Source organism: Lentimonas sp. CC4, from assembly GCF_902728235.1.
Classification (GTDB): Bacteria; Verrucomicrobiota; Verrucomicrobiia; order Opitutales; family Coraliomargaritaceae; genus Lentimonas.
In genome coordinates, this window is record NZ_CACVBO010000001.1 from 250,911 (window position 1) to 272,614 (window position 21,704).

General features: G+C 51.1%; 21 protein-coding genes. 9 read left to right on the plus strand and 12 right to left on the minus strand.

All coding sequences use genetic code 11. The features are described from left to right. Nucleotides 1-4: 4 nt before the first annotated feature. The 9 genes from GZZ87_RS01100 to GZZ87_RS01140 form a co-directional block, all read right to left on the minus strand. A complete protein-coding gene (locus GZZ87_RS01100) occupies nt 5-634 on the minus strand; it encodes a hypothetical protein (RefSeq protein ID WP_162027151.1) in 630 nt (209 codons plus the stop codon). Nucleotides 635-776: 142 nt separating this feature from the next. Further along, nucleotides 777-1,499 carry an NYN domain-containing protein gene (locus GZZ87_RS01105; protein WP_162027152.1) on the minus strand — a complete coding sequence of 241 codons (723 nt, stop codon included), beginning with the start codon at nt 1,497-1,499 and terminating at the stop codon, nt 777-779. 215 nt (nt 1,500-1,714) lie between these two features. Continuing rightward, on the minus strand, nt 1,715-2,521 hold the full coding sequence (locus GZZ87_RS01110; RefSeq protein WP_162027153.1) for a hypothetical protein: 807 nt from the start codon (nt 2,519-2,521) through the stop codon (nt 1,715-1,717). Nucleotides 2,522-2,537: 16 nt separating this feature from the next. Then, complete coding sequence (locus GZZ87_RS01115; protein WP_244648139.1) at nt 2,538-3,059, minus strand: phosphatidylglycerophosphatase A; 522 nt, start codon at nt 3,057-3,059, stop codon at nt 2,538-2,540. Next, nucleotides 3,052-3,666 (minus strand): CDP-diacylglycerol--glycerol-3-phosphate 3-phosphatidyltransferase, encoded by a 615-nt coding sequence (pgsA, locus tag GZZ87_RS01120; RefSeq protein ID WP_162027155.1) that lies wholly within the window; start codon nt 3,664-3,666, stop codon nt 3,052-3,054. The genes GZZ87_RS01115 and pgsA overlap by 8 nt, the downstream gene beginning before the upstream one ends. 81 nt (nt 3,667-3,747) lie before the next feature. After that, nucleotides 3,748-4,461, minus strand: a complete 714-nt coding sequence (locus GZZ87_RS01125) for a hypothetical protein (protein WP_162027156.1) — start codon at nt 4,459-4,461, stop codon at nt 3,748-3,750. Between the two features lie 2 nt (nt 4,462-4,463). Next, the gene (locus tag GZZ87_RS01130; RefSeq protein ID WP_162027157.1) at nt 4,464-6,689 is read right to left on the minus strand and encodes a hypothetical protein; all 2,226 of its coding nucleotides are present in this window, start codon (nt 6,687-6,689) and stop codon (nt 4,464-4,466) included. A 59-nt stretch (nt 6,690-6,748) separates the two neighbouring features. After that, a complete protein-coding gene (locus GZZ87_RS01135; protein ID WP_162027158.1) occupies nt 6,749-7,453 on the minus strand; it encodes a prepilin-type N-terminal cleavage/methylation domain-containing protein in 705 nt (234 codons plus the stop codon). Nucleotide 7,454: 1 nt separating this feature from the next. Then, nucleotides 7,455-8,051 (minus strand): prepilin-type N-terminal cleavage/methylation domain-containing protein, encoded by a 597-nt coding sequence (locus GZZ87_RS01140; protein ID WP_162027159.1) that lies wholly within the window; start codon nt 8,049-8,051, stop codon nt 7,455-7,457. A gap of 342 nt (nt 8,052-8,393) precedes the next feature. Between GZZ87_RS01140 and coaD the strand changes: the two genes are divergently transcribed. The 7 genes from coaD to GZZ87_RS01175 all read left to right on the plus strand — a co-directional run bounded on the left by coaD (nt 8,394) and on the right by GZZ87_RS01175 (nt 15,794). After that, a complete protein-coding gene (coaD, locus tag GZZ87_RS01145) occupies nt 8,394-8,879 on the plus strand; it encodes a pantetheine-phosphate adenylyltransferase (RefSeq protein ID WP_162027160.1) in 486 nt (161 codons plus the stop codon). A gap of 156 nt (nt 8,880-9,035) precedes the next feature. After that, complete coding sequence (locus tag GZZ87_RS01150) at nt 9,036-10,388, plus strand: MFS transporter (protein WP_162027161.1); 1,353 nt, start codon at nt 9,036-9,038, stop codon at nt 10,386-10,388. A gap of 153 nt (nt 10,389-10,541) precedes the next feature. Beyond that, nucleotides 10,542-11,573, plus strand: coding sequence for a class II fructose-bisphosphate aldolase (gene fbaA / locus GZZ87_RS01155; protein ID WP_162027162.1), 1,032 nt, complete (start codon nt 10,542-10,544; stop codon nt 11,571-11,573). A gap of 554 nt (nt 11,574-12,127) precedes the next feature. Next, nucleotides 12,128-13,267 carry an NAD(P) transhydrogenase subunit alpha gene (locus tag GZZ87_RS01160; RefSeq protein ID WP_162027163.1) on the plus strand — a complete coding sequence of 380 codons (1,140 nt, stop codon included), beginning with the start codon at nt 12,128-12,130 and terminating at the stop codon, nt 13,265-13,267. A gap of 110 nt (nt 13,268-13,377) precedes the next feature. Then, entirely contained in the window at nt 13,378-13,656 is a 279-nt protein-coding gene (locus GZZ87_RS01165; RefSeq protein WP_162027164.1) for an NAD(P) transhydrogenase subunit alpha, read from the plus strand. Between the two features lie 48 nt (nt 13,657-13,704). After that, nucleotides 13,705-15,138, plus strand: coding sequence for an NAD(P)(+) transhydrogenase (Re/Si-specific) subunit beta (locus GZZ87_RS01170; protein ID WP_162027165.1), 1,434 nt, complete (start codon nt 13,705-13,707; stop codon nt 15,136-15,138). 293 nt (nt 15,139-15,431) lie between these two features. Beyond that, nucleotides 15,432-15,794, plus strand: coding sequence for an energy transducer TonB (locus tag GZZ87_RS01175; RefSeq protein ID WP_162027166.1), 363 nt, complete (start codon nt 15,432-15,434; stop codon nt 15,792-15,794). Nucleotides 15,795-15,923: 129 nt separating this feature from the next. Here GZZ87_RS01175 and GZZ87_RS01180 read toward each other — a convergent pair whose 3' ends face one another. Beyond that, complete coding sequence (locus tag GZZ87_RS01180) at nt 15,924-16,490, minus strand: iron-sulfur cluster assembly protein (protein ID WP_162027167.1); 567 nt, start codon at nt 16,488-16,490, stop codon at nt 15,924-15,926. 179 nt (nt 16,491-16,669) lie between these two features. Between GZZ87_RS01180 and GZZ87_RS01185 the strand changes: the two genes are divergently transcribed. Beyond that, nucleotides 16,670-17,959, plus strand: a complete 1,290-nt coding sequence (locus GZZ87_RS01185; RefSeq protein WP_162027168.1) for a hypothetical protein — start codon at nt 16,670-16,672, stop codon at nt 17,957-17,959. Between the two features lie 68 nt (nt 17,960-18,027). Beyond that, nucleotides 18,028-19,227, plus strand: a complete 1,200-nt coding sequence (locus GZZ87_RS01190; RefSeq protein ID WP_162027169.1) for a saccharopine dehydrogenase family protein — start codon at nt 18,028-18,030, stop codon at nt 19,225-19,227. A gap of 181 nt (nt 19,228-19,408) precedes the next feature. On the opposite strand, the gene GZZ87_RS01195 is transcribed toward GZZ87_RS01190, so the two are convergent. Beyond that, nucleotides 19,409-20,689 carry a GTP-binding protein gene (locus GZZ87_RS01195; RefSeq protein ID WP_162027170.1) on the minus strand — a complete coding sequence of 427 codons (1,281 nt, stop codon included), beginning with the start codon at nt 20,687-20,689 and terminating at the stop codon, nt 19,409-19,411. 94 nt (nt 20,690-20,783) lie between these two features. Next, nucleotides 20,784-21,692, minus strand: coding sequence for a sulfate adenylyltransferase subunit CysD (gene cysD, locus GZZ87_RS01200; protein ID WP_162027171.1), 909 nt, complete (start codon nt 21,690-21,692; stop codon nt 20,784-20,786). Between the last annotated feature and the right edge of the window lie 12 nt (nt 21,693-21,704).

Genomic DNA, 21,704 nt, shown 5'->3' on the forward strand with positions numbered 1-21,704 from the left:
GCCCCTAGTCATGCTTCACACGTGCTTCGGCAGCTGCCGTATCTTGCTGTGTCACTGAATCGGCTTTAGCCGTATCCAGCATCGTGCCACGCGACGCTCTATGCGCATCTTGATCTGCGGTATCTTCAGACACGCGAGCTTCCGCTGCTGCCGAATCCCGCTGTGTCTCTGCATCCACAGCAGCTGTATCCAGCATCGTGCCAAGCGCTTCCTTATGCGTATCTCGATCTGCCAAAGCCGTATCTTTAGCCACGCGTGCTTCCGCTGCGGCCGAGTCCCGATCTGCCAAAGCCGTATCTTCAGCCACGCGTGCTTCCGCTGCGGCCGAGTCTCGCTGTGTCACTGCATCCACAGCAGCTGTATCCAGCATCGTGCCAAGCGCTTCCTTATGCGTCTCTCGATCTGCCAAGGCGGTATCTTCAGACACGCGTGCCTCCGCTGCTGCCGAATCTCGCTGTGTCGCCGCCTTCGCGGCAGCTGTATCTGCCACAGTGCCACGCGACTCACGAGCAGCTTCAGCCTGCTCAAATGAAGACGAACTCTCCTCAGCAACCAATTTATCAAAATCGTCTTGCTGGGCAACAGCAACAGTCGTGGCCAGCGCAAGGGGGAGTAAAAAAAGAGATCGTTTCATAGAAAAAAGAATTAGGGTGATTAGGGGTCAAAAATGACGTTAAAGAACTTGCACCAAAAACTGTATTCTATGCGAGTCAGAAAATAGTGTTGTTTGAGCAACAGTTAAAAATGGTCGAACGCTGCCCGCAGCAGCAGTCAGTTCAAGTTTTCAAGCGCACGCGGTAGCTGATCTGATTATTCTGCTGCGCCGTCTTGACTTCAAACGTATCAAGAGCGCCAAACAGATCACGCAAACGAGCAAACCCATAAGTGCGATGATCAAAGGGGCCTTGATTAGAGATATGCGACCCCACAGGCGCGAGGTCAGCCCAGCCATCGTGATCCGCTAGAGTCTCGACGGCCGTGATGAGCGTCTGCATCAACTTCGTATTCTCTTTAAGTTCCGCAGCGGAGACCTTATAGCTTTTGCGACGCGCCTTAGCTGCGGCATCTTCGTCGAGATAAAGAAATTTGGTGCATCCGTTGATAAAGGGAGCCGGCGTATTTTGGCCCCCAAAACCAATGACTTTCTTACCCTCAGCTCGTAGCCGCATGATGAGTGGCGTGAAGTCGCAGTCCGACGAAGCAATCGCAAACGTCTGCACCTCTTTCGTGTAGAGTATGTCCATCGCGTCGATCACTAACGCGATGTCGGTTCCGTTTTTACCCTTCACCATGTCGAACAGTTGAATCGGCTGAATCGCATGATCATGCAGCACCTTCTCCCAACCGTGTAATGCACGCTTCGTCCAGTTCCCATACGCACGGCGGATGTTCACAACCCCGTAACTGGCAAGCTCTTCAATGATAAAATTGATCTTTTCCGCCGGCGAATTGTCGGCATCGATCAGTAGGCAAATGGTATCTTTAGTCGTAGAACACATAGCAATCAATGGGGTGAGTCAGATCCTTCACACTGTCATGCACACAATCGCGATGAATAGCAAATACCATACGCACAAAGAAAACACGCTCGGCGCTGCGCGCAGAAGCGCGTGCTACACCCAGAAAACGAAAACAACTGCCCTGCCGGTTGTGGCACATGCGTCTCGTAGAGAGCAGGTTTGCATACGGCTAGCATACCGTAAACACACCCAGACTACGCCCCCCCTCGACAGGTATCGCAGATACAAACGGCAGCACCATCAACGGTCTTATAGCGAAAGTGCCGCTCGGGATGCGTCTGATCAGTGGCACCGCATTCGCTGCAGGTGTGAAAGGCCGTATTGTCGCGCTCGACCTTCTCTTTGGCAAAGGCCTTACGACGCTGACGACTCACCACTGAATTCGACAAGTCCTTCCGGAAGAACAGGTAGAAATTAACCAACGGGCCGAGTATCGCGATACGATCCCCCCATGACGGTGCTCCCAAAAATGAGAATGCCGTCAGCCCGACCGCAAGCCATGCCAACCACTTCACTTTCACTGGTAAGATCAGCATAATCGCAAATTCCACATTCGGATGGTTCACGGCAAAGGCCAGAAACACACTCAAATAGAGAAAATCAGGAAAGATAACAATCGTCGTAGCAGGCGAAACAAATTGCCCAACAAAGGCGGCTAGAATCGTAAAACCGACCCCGCAGAGTAGATACACGTTCAAACGAAACGCCCCCCAGATCTGCTCCAGCGCCGAACTCATCATCCAGAAAAGATACCAGAAAAATGCTAAAAAGAGCGCACTCATTGCCCCTCCCGCAATGTTCGGCGGCGAAATCAAAAAGGAGAATAAGCGCCACACTTCACCTCCCAACACCGCCTTTGGAATCAGCGGCAGCGTCCCAAACGAAACCTGCCCGCCCAACACCAGCGCATACACGACCAATTGGGCGATAATGATATACAGCACCACATTTGGCACCGCCCAATGTCCAAAGCGCTTCTCTAGCTTATCTAAAAACGTCATGAGCAATAAACTACCCTTAGAAAAAGAAGTGCAGGATCAAATGCAGCACGACACAGGACGCAAGACCTGCAGCGAGATCGTCCACCACGCAGCCGAGGCCACCGGGGAGATTCTGCAATTTCGAAATGCCAAAGGGCTTAGCGATATCAAAGATCCGGAAGAGCACGAAGCCAGCGAACAATACTGGCCAGCCACCATGCTCGGCGACTAATCCATCTGGTCCATTCATCCCGAGGAACACCAACGGCACAGCGATCAACTCATCGAGAATAATCATGCCAGGGTCACGCATTTGCAGACGGCGCTCGGCGGTATCACAAATCGCAACTGCCAAATAGGTGAACAGCAGCATCAATACGAGGTAACTCAGCGGCGTGGCATGGTGAAACAGCACGGCATACAGGCCGATACCCGCCACACTACCAACCGTGCCGGGGCCTTTTTTCACCAAGCCCAGCGGGCCCAATGTTGCCAGATTCACCACCACGGGTGTGGAGATAAAGCGCGTCCAAGGAAAATAGCGTTCTATATTATTCACCTTTATTTTCATCCTCCCCGATGAATACCGACCAATACTTGATCATATACTTCGTGCCAGATGAAATCGTCAACCACGCAGCCAACACAAAGCAAAGCACGCCCGCCCAGTGAAGAATCCCATCAAACGTATACCCGAAGATTGCAGGAAATAAATTCGGCATATCTTTGCGGATCGCAATCGCCAGCAACAGCAAGATTGCGGAAGTAATCTGAAAGACCGTCTTATTCTTACCAGACTTCTCTGCGGCCAAAATGATCCCAGAACTGGCTGCCACCAAGCGCAAACCAGTGATCAAAAACTCGCGGCTCAAGATCAGCAGTAATAGAAACAGCGACCATAGCCCCGGCAACTCGCCCATCACCACCATGGTAATAAACAAGCCCACCATGAAGACCTTGTCGGTGAGTGCATCCATGAGCTTGCCGAAATTGGAGACGATGCCCTGTTTACGCGCGTAGTAGCCATCCGCCCAATCGGTAATTGCACCGATCACAAACAGCACAAAGGCCACAGTGCTAGCCCCAGTAACAGGTAAATACAAGAGAGCCACCACCGCAAAGATGATCGGAATACGAGATAGCGTGAGAAGGTTCGGTAAATTCACAGCACGCAGGCTGGCGAATCCGACCGCGGTGGGCTAGCTCAAAATGACGCGGGTTTTCAAACACTCCCCGCCGAATTGCCGCTAATCCTCCTTGGATATATAAAAATCCTTCAGATAGCTCATAAACGATTGATACAAACTAGCGTGATACTGTGTGGGCGCTCGAAAGATAATATGCAGGTCCACAGAATCAAGCTGAAGGAATAACTCATTCACAGTCAACTGAATCTCGTCTTCGGTGCCAGAGTTCTCAGTCATCTCATACTCCACTACATAATAGTGACTCCCCCAAATCGACGGATACACCTCTCTCTTGTTGGAAAAAACCACTTTACCGTTTTCATCCAAAATTTCTCTCCCTTTATTGACTGTGGGCAGTAAAAATTGAATCGAACCATCCTCATTAAACTTGAAGCGCACACCTTCATTCGCAGGGTTCGACTGCGCAGCCACGAGTAACTCTGGAAGCGCATCTACCCACCCAGGAGACTCCCCACCCCTAGGATACACACGAAGATCTCCTCCAATATATCTCTTACGCCCGAGATTAAAATTCGCAACTGCCCCATTTTCAACTCGGGGCAGATACCACATATTATTAATTCCCGAAGAAAGGGAAAAGTCTCGAGTCGACACCACGACTGTCTCAGCCATGAAGCCGTCCATCATTTCACTATCGACTCGAACTGAAACTGGCAACGTTGGCACCTGGCCTGGAATGACCAGCGACTTCAACGGCAGTGCAGAAGCCTCCCCAAAAATGAATAAGGCACAAATAATAGACAAAAATTTCATATCTATAGATCGTCTAAGCTCTGTATGGCTGCATCATATTCTGACTTCGTAATATTCGAAAAATTGATTCTACGAAAATTCCGAATAACAGGAGTGCCTGGAGGAAAACGGCCTTCACTAAATAATGTATTGTAGCCCCAATCGCGAGTGGGCGGCACATAATAGTCATTAAAATTACTAGGCGCTCCGTCTGGGCGCACCTCACTCTCAAACAGCGAAACCAAGGAACCACGAATAGTCACAGTTCGGCTCGAGCCCCAATACTCTAAAAATCGAGGTAAGTTAATGACTCCCAAACTATTCGGCCGACTGGCATCAGTCGTCGGATAAGAAGCACCCGACGGAAGCGCATTCGGAGTCCCAGTCACCAGTGCTGCTGCAATTTCGATGTAAGAACTCGCAGGTCGGTCACTCTCAATATTACTTCGACCGTCAACATTCGAGTTCGCTCGATTTGAAGGCCAATCGTCGGAAAGCAATGTAATCGAATCTGCAAGAATCGCAGCTGGCTGTTCAGAACTGTCATCGGGCTCAGTCGAATCACTCGTATGAGGCGACCCATCCGCATTATAAGAGCCAACCAGATAGGTGGGCGCATTCGTAGCAAGGGTAAATCCTGGCTCTGCAACATTCGTTGGCTCTGGAACTTCCTTCGCATCGATTAACATCAGCGCCATTTCAATCGTATCTGCCTCCGAGTCGACAGCTGGCACGATATGATAATCATTGGTTGCAGTGCCGTAGTCATATACTCCGTCTGTGGTCGATAGCGAAGTGGGAAACTCGACATAAACAACGCCATTCCACTGACTCTCGACATCAAAAGTGCCATCGAAACCAGTTCCCGAATTATCCTTACTGTCAATGTAGTGTTTTAAGCGTTCCATATCTAAAGCGACAGTGTCCACACCTCGATTTTCGCGGTGATCGTAGAGTCCGCCGATTACGCTATCGGTAGTAACCTCTCGAGTGCCAGTAACCGTCTCCTTGTTTTTGCCCTTACCAGTCGTGTAAGTGTAGGTTTCAGTAGTAGTAACGACATCATTATTATAATACTCAGGTCTATTATTCTCAATCGAGGTGAAGCTCGAATCGGGATCGCCAATCAAGTCGGCAGGCAAAGTCACTTCAGTATAGGTAACATCTCCATTACTATCGAGCACCACAGGACTCAATGCATTCGAAGAATTTGAACGAACGGGCGCATATCCTTTCAGAACTCCACCAGGCTCAAGCTTAATCACGAGTCCAGCCTTATAAGCCATCTTCTGATTGCGCACGCTTTCGTTTTTTCGATCCGCATGCCCAGATGGTAATAGAGGCTCAATCAGCGCATACGCACTATTGTCTCTTTCGTTCTCTGCGGTGTTCGGATCATCAGGCGTATACTCATTAAACGCGACAACGCTCTGCGGCTTAACTCCCATCGAAACATCCTGAACAAAGCCATTCCAGCGATCTGTCGAATCCTCCAGCCAATCCGAAGAATCAGAATCAAGCGCACTGCCACCTTGTATCATTTTAGCAAGCGTCAAGGGATCGAAACTACTAGGAAAATAGACATCACCTGAGTTGTCATTACGAAAGATCTCCTGAGCCGAGGTCACTTTCCCCTTGAAAACCAAATCATATCCTGAATTCGCTCCCACTTCAAGGTTACCATTCGTATGAACAGGCCCGACCACATCCGTATCGTAACCGGGATTGAATTCTAAGTCTGAATTATAAAAAATAGCATTCGTAAACAACGGAGCATCTCGGACAACAAAAGTCTCATTTAAATAAACCGTAACATCCCCGCCTCCATTCGCTGCCACGGTTGCTTTACTATAGAGTTCTACCGCACGCGCAAAAACGATTTTTCCCGCCAATTCATCATATTCGTAAAGCAGATCGACCGGGCTAATATATTCCCAATCGCCAGAGGGGAGCACCCCAGCGCGTAACTCCAGAGAGCTAATATCGATGTTAGTATCAGCAAAGAAAGCTGCGGCAGAATCAGGAATCACCAATGGGCTATTACCTGGTTGCAACTCATCATCGGTAAACGATGTTTTCATCTCCAACTGATCTGCCAACTGCGCCACTCCATATTCCAAAAGCGCTTCTGCCGTGGACTCTGCTTGCAATCGAGCCACATGCCGCTCTGTAATTCGAGCCGAATTAGACGTGGTGCTGAGCAATGAAAAAGCAATCATCGCGACTGCAGTCGCGAGGAGCAAAACCATGAGAAGGACTGAACCTCGCTTCGAGTTCCTGTGTGTGTATTTAGTCTGCCTCATAAGAATTAGCCTCGTGGTGATACCGTGAAATTATAAGTTCCGCCTGACGTTTTATTCGGCAGATCGTAAATAATCTCGCTATTTACAATGATGCTCCGCCCCAACAAATTATAAAATAAATCATCCCCAACTAATCCTCGAGCGCTTTGAACTAACACAGCATGATCATCCGCTGCATCTTCAGCCGGAATCAAGTCCTCAACACTTTCCCCCTGCAGACTCACATCGATATCGATATCAAATTTTTTAAACTCTTCTCCTTGACCGTCACTACTGTCATCCAAGTAATAGCCAACTAAGCGCTCAATCGGTGCAGGATTGAGATCTAACGGAGTGGGGTCTTCGCCATTATAGACAAAAACGCATAAACTTCCCGATTCTCCGGCCTGCATGCGGTAATTAGAACTTAAATAGCTACCTGACGGAGCCCTAAAACTCCCATCAATATCATGCCCTTCATCGGAGTAAGTCTTGTAGATGACAAAGCTGTTTGCATTACGCGCATCACTGCTTAGCTCGTTGGTAACCTTGCGAATTGAATTTTCGATATCCAAATTATTCGTGACACCTAGAGAGATCTTAAATGTATCAACGAAAAAGACGATAGCCATACCCATGACTGCAACTCCAATGGACATCGCAATCATAATTTCAACTAAGGTAAATCCCCCTTGCTGCTGACTTTTGTGATCTAACTTCAGTGCTTTCATTTTAGTAGATATTGACCAGCGACTTAACAATGCAGATTTGCCCACTCAGCCAAGCAGCTTCGCTAGAATGGTCGGCTGCGGTTGGCGAGTAACTATAATTAATAGTGACCTCGAGAGCTCGGAGTGCATTTGAACCACTATTTAAACTCTCAGCATCAATCGTAAAGCGCATGGGCATCGTCTTTGTTGCAGCTAGGCTATCACGATCGACATCCATCACAATCAAGCTTTCATTTTCCACACCGAAAGCGAACGAGTCTTCAATAGTAACAACATTGCTATCACCCAGTGATGTTGAATACAGGGAAAACGTGTCACTATCCTCAAGCGCCTCGTTCAGAGTATCATAGGAATAAGCCATAATCTGCTCGGCATACCCGAGTGCAATACTGTGCGCAGTCGATTTACTAATCACACTATCCGAAATCTTTAATGATTGAATTAAAGCGGCCGTGAGGCCCAGCGACATCATCGAAAAGACTACGACCGCAAACATCACTTCCACCAAAGTGAATCCAGAAAGGCCCTGGCCTACCTTCACTTGAAACTCGCGGGCTCTATGGCACGCCCCCTCCTCAATTTCTATTAACGATTTCACAAAAAACTCCTAACGTAAACTTAACATAAAAAAAACAGGCAAAAGGCTTACGCTTTTCCGATAAAGACTTCAAGGAATTTACCTAAAAAATATACTAATACCCTCAAGTAGCAGAGGTTATTAAACATGAGATATAAAGTCACATCGCCTCAAACATGAGCCACTGCGTTGCAGCCGACCAAGATGTCGAATACCGAGAAAAAATTCACATAATCCACGCACCGATCAGGAGGTGGGAGATCCATCCGCGAAGAATGGAGTTGCCCACCCCCTTCGATCGAAACGTGAACACCGTTAAAAGTTGGACTTATTGTAATATATGCACTCAATCCGCCCCTTATCATGAAAATTGCAATCTATCCGGGCTCCTTTGATCCAGTCACCAATGGCCACCTCGATGTCATCAATCGCGGACGCCACATCTTCGACAAGGTCGTAGTCGCAGTCGCGCGAAATGTGGGTAAAGACCCGATGTTTACGCCACAAGAGCGCGTCGATCTGATTAAAGAGAACGTGCAGAATCGCCCGAATATCGAAGTCATCGCCTTTGATGGCCTGATCGTAGATCTAGCCGAAGAACTCAACGCAGTCGCACTCATCCGCGGGATGCGCGCGGTGTCCGACTTTGAGCACGAATTCCAAATGGCACAGATGAACCGTCACTTAGACGATAAGATCGAAACGATCTTCCTCATGCCAAACGAGCGCTACTTCTTCACCAGCTCGAATCTAGTCAAGCAAGTCTTCAAATTTACGGATCGCGAACGACACCTCATACCAGCCAACGTGCACGCCGCCCTCTCCATAAAATGCGGGCACACTAAATAAACTTAAATTCAGAAGAAATAGTCCTTGGTTATAAAGCGCTTCGAGCGTCGCCAGCCATCGCCAATTGCTCGCACTATATATATGCCGCAGAAAGCATTGATACCCAGCCTCTAACTCCTGCCTTCTAGCTTCTAACTACTCTTTTAAAGATAAACTATGTCAGCCGAGACCGAACTACCCACGGATCCCGCTCAAAGTAAACGAACACTCGGAATCATCTTTCTGACCCTGTTCATCGATCTTGTCGGTTTTTCCATCATCTTTCCTCTGTTTCCAGCCATGCTGGACTACTACCTACCCAATGGCGCAGGCGACGGCAGCCTTCTGGGGCAATTAATCGCACCGCTGGCCGCTTGGGCGGAGCGAAGTGGCTCAGGCGATCCGCGCTTTATGACGGCCGTGCTGTTTGGCGGCATCCTTGGTTCGCTCTACTCGATCCTACAATTTATTTGCGCCCCCCTCTGGGGTGCCTACTCCGATCGTGTCGGTCGCCGCAAAGTGCTGCTGATCACGATTGCCGGCCTAGCGCTCAGCTATGCTGCATGGTTCTTCGCCGCATCTTTCTGGGTGCTCGTGCTCGCTCGCGTGCTCGGCGGTGCAATGGGCGGCAACCTCTCCGTGGCGACTGCAGCCGTCGCCGACAGCACCACACGCGAAAAGCGCTCGAGTGGACTCGCAATCATCGGCATCGCATTTGGCCTCGGCTTTATCGTTGGCCCAGGAATCGGCGGCCTATTTGCTAAGATTAATCTAGTGGAGCACTTCCCCGCTCTGGAGCAATTCGGCGTCAATCCATTCTCAGTGCCGGCACTCGTCAGCTTCGCACTCGCGCTGACCAATCTCATCTGGGTCGCACGTAGCTTTAAGGAAACACTGCCCCCAGAAAAGCGCGGAAAAGTCGCCCCCGAGCGCAAAGGCATCCCGATCTTCCGCCTTTTTAAAATCCCATCAGCCGCTACACGCCGCACGAACCTGGTCTATCTGATCTACATGCTGGCCTTCAGCGGCATGGAATTCACCCTCACCTTCCTAGCGGTCGAACGCTTCCAATTCTCTCCAGCACAAAACGGCGGCATGTTCGTATTCATCGGCTTCGTGCTCATCCTCGTGCAAGGCGGCATCGTGCGTCGCCTAGCCGGCCCAGTCGGAGAGAAACGCCTCGCAGTGGCAGGTATCGCCTGCGGCATCGCAGCCTTTCTGGCGCTAGCAATTGCTCTCAACCTTGGCCTATTCTTTGGCGCACTCGCACTCATGGCCTTCTCCATCGGCCTCGCATCGCCAACGCTCAGCGCACTGGTCTCACTCTACACGAAAGAAGAGGAACAAGGCGCAGCAATCGGAGTATTCCGCTCCGCTGGCTCGCTCGCACGCGCAATCGGGCCACTCGTGGCTGCCCTAGTCTACTTCGCATACGGGTCGAAAAGCGCCTATCTATTTGGAGCAGTCGTCGTCATCGTGCCCTTCATCCTCGCACTAAAACTGCCGAAGCCCAATAAGGACAGTCACTAGGCCAAACCGCATTCTTACCGAAATAGGCCGAACTGCATTCTACTGTTGTAAAACTAACGAACAGCATAAAGATGACTGTCTTCTAATAGGAGTCACTCATCTCATTAGCTCTCCTTAAGTTAAAAAGACACAACACAACACACACTAATAATCATGCCAGTAGCAACACCTATACAATACGCAGCAATGCTCGACGCAGCCCAAAAGGGCAACTACGCCTATCCGGCAGTGAACGTCACATCGATCACTACGATCAATGCTGCTCTCAAATCCTTCGCTGACGCAAAGTCCGACGGTATCATCCAAGTTTCCACAGGTGGCGGTCAGTTCGCTTCTGGTCTTGAAGTCAACGACGCCGCATTCGGCGCAATCGTTCTTGCAGAAGCAACACACTTGCTTGCTGAGAAATACGACGTGCTCGTAGCGCTCCACACAGACCACTGCCACCCTGAGAAGGTTGAAGGTTTCCTCAAGCCACTTCTTGCAGCTTCCCGCAAGCGCATCGCAGAAGGCAAGGGCCCCCTCTTCCAATCCCACATGTTCGACGGTTCTGTTGTAGAGCTCGACGAAAACCTTAAGATCTCCAAGGAGCTTCTTAAAGAGTGTGCTGAACTCGACATCATCCTCGAAGTTGAAGCAGGTTGCGTAGGCGGCGAAGAAGACGGCCACGACACATCTGGCCTTCCAGCAGAAAAGCTCTACACCACACCAGAAGACATGGTCGAAGTTTACGAAGCACTCCAGCCACTCGGCCGCTTCCTCTTCGCAGCAACTTTCGGTAACGTGCACGGCGCCTACAAGCCAGGTTCGGTTAAGCTTAAGCCAACCATCCTTCGCGATGGCCAAAAGGCAGTGACAGACAAGCACGGCGAAGCAGCACTCATGGATCTCGTCTTCCACGGCGGTTCCGGCTCTGAGCTCAGCGACATCCGCGAAACTCTCGGCTACGGTGTCGTGAAGATGAACATCGACACAGACACACAGTATGCATTCACACGCCCAATCGTCACTCACATCTGCGGCAACATCGAAGGTGTGCTCAAGATCGACGGCGAAGTTGGCAACAAGAAGAACTACGACCCACGCGGCTACCTGAAGAAGGGTGAAGCAAGCATGGCAGCACGTCTTGTTCAAGCTGCAGAAGATCTTTGCTCCAACGGCAAGACCATCTTCGGCACTGTCTAAGATCGTCTAGATTCTTACTTTTCAAGCCGGATTCCGCTCAGCGGAGTCCGGTTTTTTTTGGTTCATCGTCGATTACCCAGAGCAGACTCGTTGGACAGTGAATCACTGAGATGGAACGAAGCTCAATTGCGTTGTGACACGGGCTTCTCGGAGAGAGCCTGTTTTGCATTGTCGAAGCCATCCTCTGCTGCCATTCGACCAGCACATGGTTACAAAGCAGAAGAAGAAGCTTTATTGTCGCCACACTATGCGGTTCATCCTTAAAAGAGTAGTTAGAAGTCAGCAGGCAGAAGTTAGGAGCTGATGATCAGCGCCTTATGCAGATGTTGCTGTTCGTCAAATTAGCGACGGCATTCTTAATCCTAAGCGACTCACCACCAAAGACTAACTTGCTACGGCAGACCTCCGCCTGACTCCTTGCTTCTCACCCCTAAATATAGGTTCATCCAAAATGCGCTGCGACTTACCCTGTTTAACTTGCACAATACGATTAATTTCACTTAGTCAAAACGCGCACTAAATAAGTATTACTTAACGACATAACATCACGTCCTATGAAGCGAATATTTGCTCCTCTCGAAAAAAAACCGTCCGAAACACGCGCCGCACTCTCGCCGGTGAGCGTAAAAAAACTCTGCGATTTAGGCCTAGAAGTGTCCGTAGAAAAGGGAATTGGATTAAAATCCGACTATTCTGATAAAGAATATGAAATAGCTGGCGCGAAAATCGTGGCCGACATGAGCACAGGTTATGCCGAAGCCGACATCATCGCTCGCGTGCGTAAACCTGAGCCATCCGAAATGGAAGGCATCAAGCCCGGCACACTACACATCAGCTTCCTTGATCCCTTTAACGAAACTGCACTGATCGGCGACCTAGCGAAGCGCAACATCTCGGCCATCAGTATGGAAATGATTCCACGCTCCACACTCGCGCAAAAGATGGATGCCCTCTCCTCTCAAGCGAATCTCGCAGGCTACGCCGCTGTGACGATGGCGACCGACCGCATGACGAAGATCCTGCCGATGATGATGACTCCATCAGGCACGATCTCTCCCGCACGTTTCTTCATCATCGGCGTCGGCGTCGCTGGCCTACAGGCGATCGCAACCGCAAAACGTCTCGGCGCACGTGTCGAAGCCTTTGACACACGCCCCGTCGTGGAAGAGCAGGTTAAATCACTCGGCGCAAAGTTCGTCAAAGTCGACCTCGGTGAAATGGGACAAACCGACCAAGGCTACGCCAAAGAGCTCACCCCCGAGCAACTTGAGAAGCAACGCCAGGAAATGGCAAAAGCCTGCGCCCGTGCCGATGTGGTGATCACCACCGCGAAACTCTTTGGCCGCAAGGCACCGCTGATCCTCAACAACGAAGTGCTCGACCAAATGCAACCCGGCAGCATTTTAATCGACCTCGCAGTCGAGTCTGGCGGCAACGTCGAAGGCTCCAAGGTCGGCGAAGAAGTCGTTACCAAGAACGGCGTCCGTATTATCGGCCCCGAAAACCTCGAAGGTTATTACCCGAAGGATGCCACACTCATGCTGGCCTCGAACTTCTACAACCTCATCGAACACTTCTGGGACGCCGAGGCGAAAGACTTCAAATACGACGCTGAGGACGAAATCCTCAACGGCTGCCTCATCACTAAAGACGGCGCCATCGTGCACGAACGCTTTAAGAACGTCGAACGCTGAACGTCGAACTTTCAACATTGAATCAACCACAATTCGAAGTTCAGCGTTCAACGTTGGATGTTCGAAGTTCCCCATCATTCTTAATTTCTAATTCTTAATTCTTAATTCTCATGGAACTCATCCTTCTCCTCTTCATCTTCGTGCTCTCGGCCTTCCTCGGCTTTGAACTCATTGCGAAAGTCCCCTCGCAGCTCCACACGCCCCTCATGTCCGGCTCGAACGCGATCTCTGGTATCACCGTCGTCGGCGCGATACTGGCCGTCAATACCAGCTCCGACTCACTTTCCGTTTGGCTAGGCTTCGCTGCCATCGTGCTCGCCACAGTCAACGTCGTAGGCGGCTACATGGTCACCGACCGCATGCTCGGCATGTTCAAGAAAAAGAAATAACTGCGCTACGCGAACATCGAATATTGAACATCCAACTTTGAACAACAAATGGAAACTTTAGTAAATCTCTCATACATCGTCGCGGCGATCCTCTTCGTCTTCGGCATCAAAATGCTCGGCAAGGCTGACACCGCTCGCAGCGGCAATCGTCTCTCTGCGATCGGCATGGCACTCGCCGTCATCGTCACCCTACTCTATCAAGGCCTCGACTATAAGCTCGTGCTCGGCGGCATCGCCGTTGGCACCGCTATCGGCTTCGTCGCGGCAAAACGCGTGCAAATGACAGGCATGCCAGAACTCGTCGCCCTCTTCAATGGGTTCGGCGGACTCGCCTCACTCCTCGTGGGTTGGGCAGAATACCAGCGTGAAGCAGCTGTCATCAGCAACGGCGTGCTCAATCAAATCGCAGATGCCGTCAACGCACAGCTCACCACGGTCGACACCTTCACCGCAGCCGTCATTGTGCTCGCGATCTTAATCGGTGGCATCACCTTTACCGGCTCACTCTATGCATGGGGCAAACTCTCCGGGAAACTCGGCGGACGCGCCCTCACCTTTAGCGGCCAAAAAGCATTCAACGCAATCCTGGCCATTGGCATCATCACCACGGGAACGATCTTCACACTGGCACCGACCGCAGAGCTCGCTTACCCGATGCTCATCGCCGTCATCGTGCTGTCACTACTGCTCGGAGTTTTCGCTGTAATGCCTATCGGTGGCGGCGATATGCCCGTCGTCATTTCATTGCTCAACTCTTGCTCGGGACTCGCGGCCTGTGCCGCAGGTTTCGTGATCGCCAACAACGTGCTGATCGTCGCGGGTTGCTTGGTCGGCGCCTCCGGCCTGATCCTGACCATCATTATGTGTAAGGCGATGAACCGCACATTGGTGAACGTGCTCTTCTCTGGTTTCGGCGCAACCGCACAAGCCTCTGGCACTGCAAGCGGCGGCGAGATGAAGCCCATCTCGGTCGAAGACGCTTACTACATTCTCGAAGCGGCTAAAAACGTGATCGTCATCCCTGGTTACGGTATGGCCGTCGCTCAAGCACAGCACGCCGTGAAAGAACTCGGCGAAGTGCTCGAAGCCAATGACTGTGAAGTGCGCTTTGCCATTCACCCAGTCGCCGGACGCATGCCTGGCCACATGAACGTGCTACTCGCCGAAGCGGACGTGCCGTATGAGCAACTCGTTGAAATGGACGACGTCAACCCGACGATTGAAATGGTCGATGTCGCGATCGTCATCGGCGCCAACGACGTGGTCAATCCAGCCGCGGCCGACGATCCAGCCAGCCCGATCTACGGCATGCCGATCATCAACGCCCATAAAGCGAAGACCACCTTCTGCCTCAAGCGCGGCAAGGGAGCAGGCTTCTCGGGCCTAGAGAACGGCCTCTTCACTGCGGAGAACACACGCATGATTTACGGCGATGCGAAGGCGACCGTCACTGGAATGGTCGCACAGTTCAAAGAGAGCTAAATTCACAGATTGGCTCAATTTATGCATTAGGCGCAGTCGAAAGAGGCTGCGCCTTTTTTATTTCTCAGGCAACGAGTGCACTTTCACAACCAACACGAACACCATTCGCATTGTAGAAAGTTAACAAATTAACTCGCAATTCGAAGCAAAACAATGAGCATACACACACATTAGCACACTCTGTGCTACGTTCTTTGAAGCATTTTCAATCCAGTTATACCATCCGTCTGTTACCTTAGACGACTTTGGTCTCTCCCTACCTATAAGGAGACCAAACATAAAATAACTGAATAATGAAAAAACACAGCATAACTACCGTGTTATTAACCATCATCATGCCATGTCTCGCATTTGGCACAGATACTCAGGAAGCATCCCCTATAGATGCACCCGAGCCAATCTATGTCGAAAGTCCACAAGCGTTGGACGCCGATGCGGGTATGTATGTGATGGTTCTCCTCACAGTTAACACCGAAGGTGAAATCGAAAACGCTGAAGTCACACGTGCAGATGCACCCGACTTCGCTAAATCGGTGCTACAAGCAGTGAAGCAATGGCGCTTCACGCCTGCACTCAAGGATGGCGTAGCTGTTCGGAGCCGTGTGCTCGTCCCGTTTCGGGTCGCAGACGACTCCAGCGTCTACGCAATGCGTTAACCGTGAAAACCGAACGAAGTGACTCATGTCGCCTAGTTCCTTAAAATAAAGTCGAATAAAACCCGGCCGCTCTTCCCATCAGGGAGGAGCGGCCATTTTGTTGCTATCATTCGACGAGCGAAACGAGCGCTACTCTAAACCCAGCTTTTGACGACCGGCTTCAGAAATCATATGTGGCGTCCAAGGTGGATCCCATACGATGTCCACTTGAGCAGACGACACACCTTGCAGTGCTTCGACGCGCGTCTTGGCATCATCCGCAATCACAGGCCCCATGCCGCAACCTTGCGCAGTGAGCGTCATCTTCACGCTAATCGCGTGCTTGCCGTCAGCGTCAGGCGCCGCGACCTGCATGTCATAAATGAGCCCCAAATCGACGATATTCACCGGAATCTCAGGATCAAAGCAGCTTTTCATCGCCTCCCATACCTGCTCTTCACTGAAAGGTGCATCCCCTTGCTCGGACTCAGCGGCTTGCGCCACCGCGTTGAGCTCAGACTGAGCCGCCGCTCCTAGGGCATCCCAATCCTTGCTCGAAAGACGAAATAACCCCGAGTCCGTGCGAATGGTGACTGTGCCACCGAGTGCTTGCGAAATCACCGCACGCGTGCCAGCAGGCAGCACTTGCTCTTCCCCTGCAGGAATCACCGTCGCAGTGGTATCGCGAACCAACGTAAATTCTTCATTAAAATTCATAAGCTCAACAACACTCAGATTCGGCACGGTGTCAATCAACGTCATAATCACGCCCATCAGCACCGACTAATAAATTAAATTATCTCGCTAAAATCCTTGGCAATTACCCCGAGAGCTTCACCATCTGTGACTTCCTATTAATTCACCCCGAGGTTATAATCCCCCACGACCTTTATATAATGTTCAAATCGTTTGCCATGGCGCTCAGCCGATTCGCCCTTCTGTTACTATGCACGCTACCACTGACCAGTCAGGGAGCATCCTCGAAAGAGGCACCGCTGGATCTAAGTATCCTAGAACAACGAGATGCCTTGCGGCCCTACATGACAGCCCGGCAACGTATCGCTTACGTCGAAGCGGCCAAGCTAATCAAACAAGGTCAGTCCGACATCCGCAGTGGCCAAACCCTCCAACAGCAAAGGCCGAGTGCGCTCGATCCGAATAAAGACCTAAAACCGATCCACAAACGAGGCGAACGCCTTGCCGAAGAGGGTCAGGCAAAAATAAGACAAGGCCAACAGCAACTCGTCAAACTGCTGAGCGCCGTTCAAGAAGCGAAGATAGCGAATCAAGCCATCGCCGCGCAAAAATTCAACTTCGACCTCGTCGAACAAGACGACTATGCCACCGCCCTCAAAGTGGCCGCCAAACAGACACTTGAGGCATGCCAAACTGCTGGCTATCAAAATGTCTTCTTCGATGGCTTACGTATCGTCACCGCAGAACAAAACGCGAAGGCAGGGCCCAAACTGCACAATGCCGCTTACGACACTTTCATTCAAGCAGACGGCTCACAGTTCCGCGTCGCAGTGCCACTCGGACTCCAACTTGCCAACAGTGACACGTCCCAAGAATACACGTTTCAATACGACAACGCCGCAGCGTTTAAAGGCGAAAAAGCCGCCCTTCTAGCCATCGAATTGATCGCACCAAGCAACGATCAAGAAGCGCTCCTATCAGTGCGCACCTTCGACCTAGCATCGCAACAGCTAATCTCCAGCGTGATGTTCTACATTAAGAATGCAAGCGATGCGCTTCAGCCCGACAGCGAACCTACAGAAACCACTGAACCAACAGAAACTGAAGTCGCGACAACCGAAGCCGTGCGCTCGATCCCCGCAAGCATCACAATCAACAACTCAAATCAGCTGATCGAAAAACTCGCGGGGCTGCCATCGCCCTATTTATTTGAAACGGTAACCACCACGGAGAATCCCGCTCAAGCCGCTTTGATTGACGTGCTAATCAAAGATACGGTCCTAAAAAACTCGGAACTCATCCTAGTTGAGAGTCTTTTCATCCAACGCGCTTATTTACCAGATGGCGTTGAAGCAGAAGCCCTCTCTAGTGCCGCCACTGCAGAGCTCTCAATCACACCAAACGAAGACGACTACACCATCGTTGCCATCGCCTACGAAAGTGGCCGCGAGCTCGAGATCGGCACCATTGCACTGCAATTGCCCGAGTAGTCGCAACACGCATTTAGCGCACTTAATAGTCTTGAAGAATCGCACGCGGTTCGCCTTAAGCTTTCTGCATGTCTAAAGTAATTATTATCGGTGCTGGTGGAGTTGGTAATGTAGTCGCACACAAATGCGCACAACTACCGGAAATTTTCGAAGAGATCGTCCTCGCGTCACGCACGGTTTCTAAGTGCGAAGCCATCGCCAAGGACATCGAAGCCAAACAGGGGCGCACGATTCGCACCGCTGCGATTGATGCCGACGATGTGCCAGCCACCACGGCACTCTTCCTAGCAGAGAAGCCCGACCTCGTCATCAACGTCGCCCTTCCCTACCAAGATTTAACCATCATGGATGCCTGCCTCGCTGCTGGCGTCGATTACCTAGACACCGCCAACTACGAGCCACTCGACGAAGCCAAGTTCGAATACAAATGGCAGTGGGCCTACCAAGATCACTTCAAAGACGCAGGCCGCACCGCGATCCTCGGCTCGGGGTTTGATCCAGGCGTAACGAATATGTTCTGCGCCTACGCGCAAAAGCACCTATTCGACGAGATCGAGACGATCGATATCCTCGACGCCAACGCAGGCGACCACGGCCACCACTTTGCCACCAATTTCAATCCGGAGATCAACATTCGCGAAATCACTGCGAACGGTCGCTACTGGGAAGAAGGCGAATGGAAGGAAGTCGAGCCAATGAGCGTGCACCAAGTTTACGACTTCCCTGTCGTCGGCGAACAAGACGCCTACCTGCTCTACCACGAAGAACTCGAGTCTCTTTGCCAAAACATCAAAGGCCTCAAGCGTATCCGCTTTTGGATGACTTTCTCGCAAAAATACCTGACACACCTACGCGTGTTGGAAAATGTCGGCATGACCTCGATCGAGCCGATCGAAGTCAACGGGGCGAAGATCGCGCCGATCGAATTTCTACGTCACGTATTGCCCGACCCAGGCAGCCTCGGCCCACGCACCAAGGGTAAGACTTGCATCGGTTGCGACATCGTCGGCACCAAAGACGGCCAGAAGAAGCGCATCTTTATCTACAACACCTGCGACCACCAAGAGTGCTACCAGGAAGTGTCTAGCCAAGCAATCAGCTACACCACTGGCGTGCCTGCGATGATTGGCGCGCAAATGATCCTACGTGGCCTCTGGAAAGAGCCCGGCGTCTGGAACATGGAGCAATGCGATCCCGATCCATTCATGGAAGAGCTCAACCTACGCGGCTTGCCATGGCAGGTGATTGATTTGCCGCTGGAAGGGTAATTCCCTCCGTAGGGGCTTTGCTTGCGAAGTCCGCGTAAAGACCGCAAGGGCACGAAACTTCGCGACGTTTCCTGCCTTTGCGGATCGCGCGAGCACGACCCCTACTATGAGTAAATTCAACAAAAAAGGCCGAGGCACTTTACAGTGACCTCGGCCTTTTGCTTAAAAATCGTTCGAGCGATTAGATGATCATGCCCGCCGCAACAGTGGCGTTGGTTAACTCATCGATCAGCACGAAGCTACCAGTAATACGGTTGGACTTGTAGCTATCCGCAATCAACGGAGCCGAAGTGCGCAACTTGATACGGCCGATATCATTCAACTGGAATGTTAGATCATCCTCGATCTTGTGCAGCGTGTTGATGTTCACCTTGTAGCAAACTTCAGTCACGATGGCTTTTACATCCTTCGTCGTATGACGAAGCGCGTATTTACCGCTACCCGACAAAGTCTTATCAGAGGAGAACCAGCAGATCATCGCATCAATATCTTGTGTCGGCTCGGGGCGGTTGTTCGCTTTCACGAGCATATCACCACGAGACATATCGATCTCATCTTCGAGTGTGATCGTCGCAGACATTGGCGCAAAGGCCTCATCCTGCGGACCGTTCATCGACTCAATCGACTTAATCTTCGATGCAAAACCAGAAGGTAGCACGGTGACATCGTCACCTGGCTTAAAGACCCCCCCCGCCACACGACCCGCGAAACCGCGGAAGTCATGATACTTGTCAGATTGTGGACGAATCACCCACTGCACAGGGAAACGTGCCTCAACGTGATTCTCATCGGCACCGATATAAACGGTTTCCAAATGGTAGAGCAGTGTTGGCCCTTGATACCAAGGCATGTTCTCGGACTTATCGACGATGTTATCACCGATCAGCGCGCTGGCTGGAATGAAAGTGACTTCAACGATGTTATCGAGACGAGAGGCAAAGCTCTTAAAGTCTTCGACGATCTTATTGAACACACCCTCGTCCCAATCGACCAAGTCCATCTTATTCACACACACAACAACGTGCTGAATGCGAAGCAAGTTAGCGATGAACGAGTGACGGCATGTTTGCTCGATCACTCCCTTACGCGCATCGATCAACACAATCGCAAGATTAGCGGTGGATGCACCGGTCACCATGTTACGTGTGTATTGAATGTGCCCCGGTGTATCGGCGATGATGAACTTGCGCTTTGGCGTTGCGAAATAGCGGTATGCCACGTCGATAGTAATGCCCTGCTCACGTTCAGCACGGAGGCCGTCAGTCAAGAGTGCGAGATTCACATTCTCGTCGCCACGTGCCTTGGAGCTAACCTCCATTGCCTCCATTTGGTCTTCGAAAATGGCCTTACTATCGTAGAGTAGGCGCCCGATCAATGTGCTCTTACCGTCGTCAACGGAACCCGCAGTCGTGAACCGTAGTAGGTCCATATCGAGGTATCCTGAATTTGTTTCTTCGCTCATGTTATTTTTAAAAGTTTGAAAGTGGAAATGTATAAAAGTGGGAAAGTTAAATGAATTGGAAGTTTTCGTAATTCCTAATTCGTAATTCCTAATTCTAAAAGTATCCCTGTTTCTTACGGTCTTCCATCGCGGTTTCAGAACGCTTGTCATCGGCACGTGTGCCACGCTCGGTCTGACGCGCCGCAGCGACTTCGTCGATGATGTCATCGAGGTTATCCGCAGTGGAGAGACATGCACCCGTGCATGTCGCATCACCAATGGTGCGGAAACGAACAGTCATCTTCTCAACCTTCTCACCGGGGAGGAGCTCGATAAAGTCACAGACGCCCATGATCACACCGTCACGAATGAAGCAGTCACGCTCGTGAGTAAAATAAAGGTGCGGCAGTTCGATTTCCTCGGCCTTGATGTATTGCCAGATGTCCATCTCCGTCCAGTTACTGAGCGGGAAGACACGGAAGTGCTCACCGTGCTGCTTGCGACCGTTGAAAATATTCCACAGCTCTGGGCGTTGGTTCTTCGGATCCCATTGACCGAAGGCATCGCGGTGCGAGAAGAAACGCTCTTTTGCACGCGCCTTTTCTTCATCGCGACGACCACCACCGAGAGCGGCGTCGTATTGACCCTCTTCAAGCGCTTCGAGCAGTGCTACAGTTTGCAGACCATTACGGCTCGCACGTGCGCCCTTCTCTTCGACGACCTTACCTTCGTCGATCGCTTTTTGCACAGAGCCGACAATCAGATCGGCGCCCAACTCTGCGACATACTTATCGCGAAACTCCATGGTTTCCGGGAAGTTATGGCCCGTATCAACGTGCAACAACTGGAATGGCAACTTCGCTGGCCAGAAAGCCTTTCTAGCGAGGTGCGCCATGACGATAGAGTCTTTACCACCGGAAAAGAGCAGGACTGGTTTCTCAAACTGTGCAGCAGTCTCGCGAAGGACGTAGATCGCTTCGGACTCAAGCTGTTTGAGGTGTGTGATTGTGTAGTCGTTGTGCATCGTTCTTATATA

Coding starts and splice junctions, on each gene's coding strand:
- GZZ87_RS01100 (WP_162027151.1), bottom strand. CDS start 634: ATGAAACGATCTCTTTTTTTACTCCCCCTTGCGCTGGCCACGACTGTT.
- coaD (WP_162027160.1), top strand. CDS start 8,394: ATGAAAATTGCAATCTATCCGGGCTCCTTTGATCCAGTCACCAATGGC.
- GZZ87_RS01105 (WP_162027152.1), bottom strand. CDS start 1,499: ATGTGTTCTACGACTAAAGATACCATTTGCCTACTGATCGATGCCGAC.
- GZZ87_RS01175 (WP_162027166.1), top strand. CDS start 15,432: ATGAAAAAACACAGCATAACTACCGTGTTATTAACCATCATCATGCCA.
- fbaA (WP_162027162.1), top strand. CDS start 10,542: ATGCCAGTAGCAACACCTATACAATACGCAGCAATGCTCGACGCAGCC.
- GZZ87_RS01185 (WP_162027168.1), top strand. CDS start 16,670: ATGTTCAAATCGTTTGCCATGGCGCTCAGCCGATTCGCCCTTCTGTTA.
- GZZ87_RS01180 (WP_162027167.1), bottom strand. CDS start 16,490: ATGAATTTTAATGAAGAATTTACGTTGGTTCGCGATACCACTGCGACG.
- GZZ87_RS01110 (WP_162027153.1), bottom strand. CDS start 2,521: ATGACGTTTTTAGATAAGCTAGAGAAGCGCTTTGGACATTGGGCGGTG.
- GZZ87_RS01135 (WP_162027158.1), bottom strand. CDS start 7,453: ATGAAAGCACTGAAGTTAGATCACAAAAGTCAGCAGCAAGGGGGATTT.
- GZZ87_RS01150 (WP_162027161.1), top strand. CDS start 9,036: ATGTCAGCCGAGACCGAACTACCCACGGATCCCGCTCAAAGTAAACGA.
- GZZ87_RS01125 (WP_162027156.1), bottom strand. CDS start 4,461: ATGAAATTTTTGTCTATTATTTGTGCCTTATTCATTTTTGGGGAGGCT.
- GZZ87_RS01170 (WP_162027165.1), top strand. CDS start 13,705: ATGGAAACTTTAGTAAATCTCTCATACATCGTCGCGGCGATCCTCTTC.
- GZZ87_RS01160 (WP_162027163.1), top strand. CDS start 12,128: ATGAAGCGAATATTTGCTCCTCTCGAAAAAAAACCGTCCGAAACACGC.
- GZZ87_RS01165 (WP_162027164.1), top strand. CDS start 13,378: ATGGAACTCATCCTTCTCCTCTTCATCTTCGTGCTCTCGGCCTTCCTC.
- GZZ87_RS01190 (WP_162027169.1), top strand. CDS start 18,028: ATGTCTAAAGTAATTATTATCGGTGCTGGTGGAGTTGGTAATGTAGTC.
- GZZ87_RS01195 (WP_162027170.1), bottom strand. CDS start 20,689: ATGAGCGAAGAAACAAATTCAGGATACCTCGATATGGACCTACTACGG.
- GZZ87_RS01130 (WP_162027157.1), bottom strand. CDS start 6,689: ATGGTTTTGCTCCTCGCGACTGCAGTCGCGATGATTGCTTTTTCATTG.
- cysD (WP_162027171.1), bottom strand. CDS start 21,692: ATGCACAACGACTACACAATCACACACCTCAAACAGCTTGAGTCCGAA.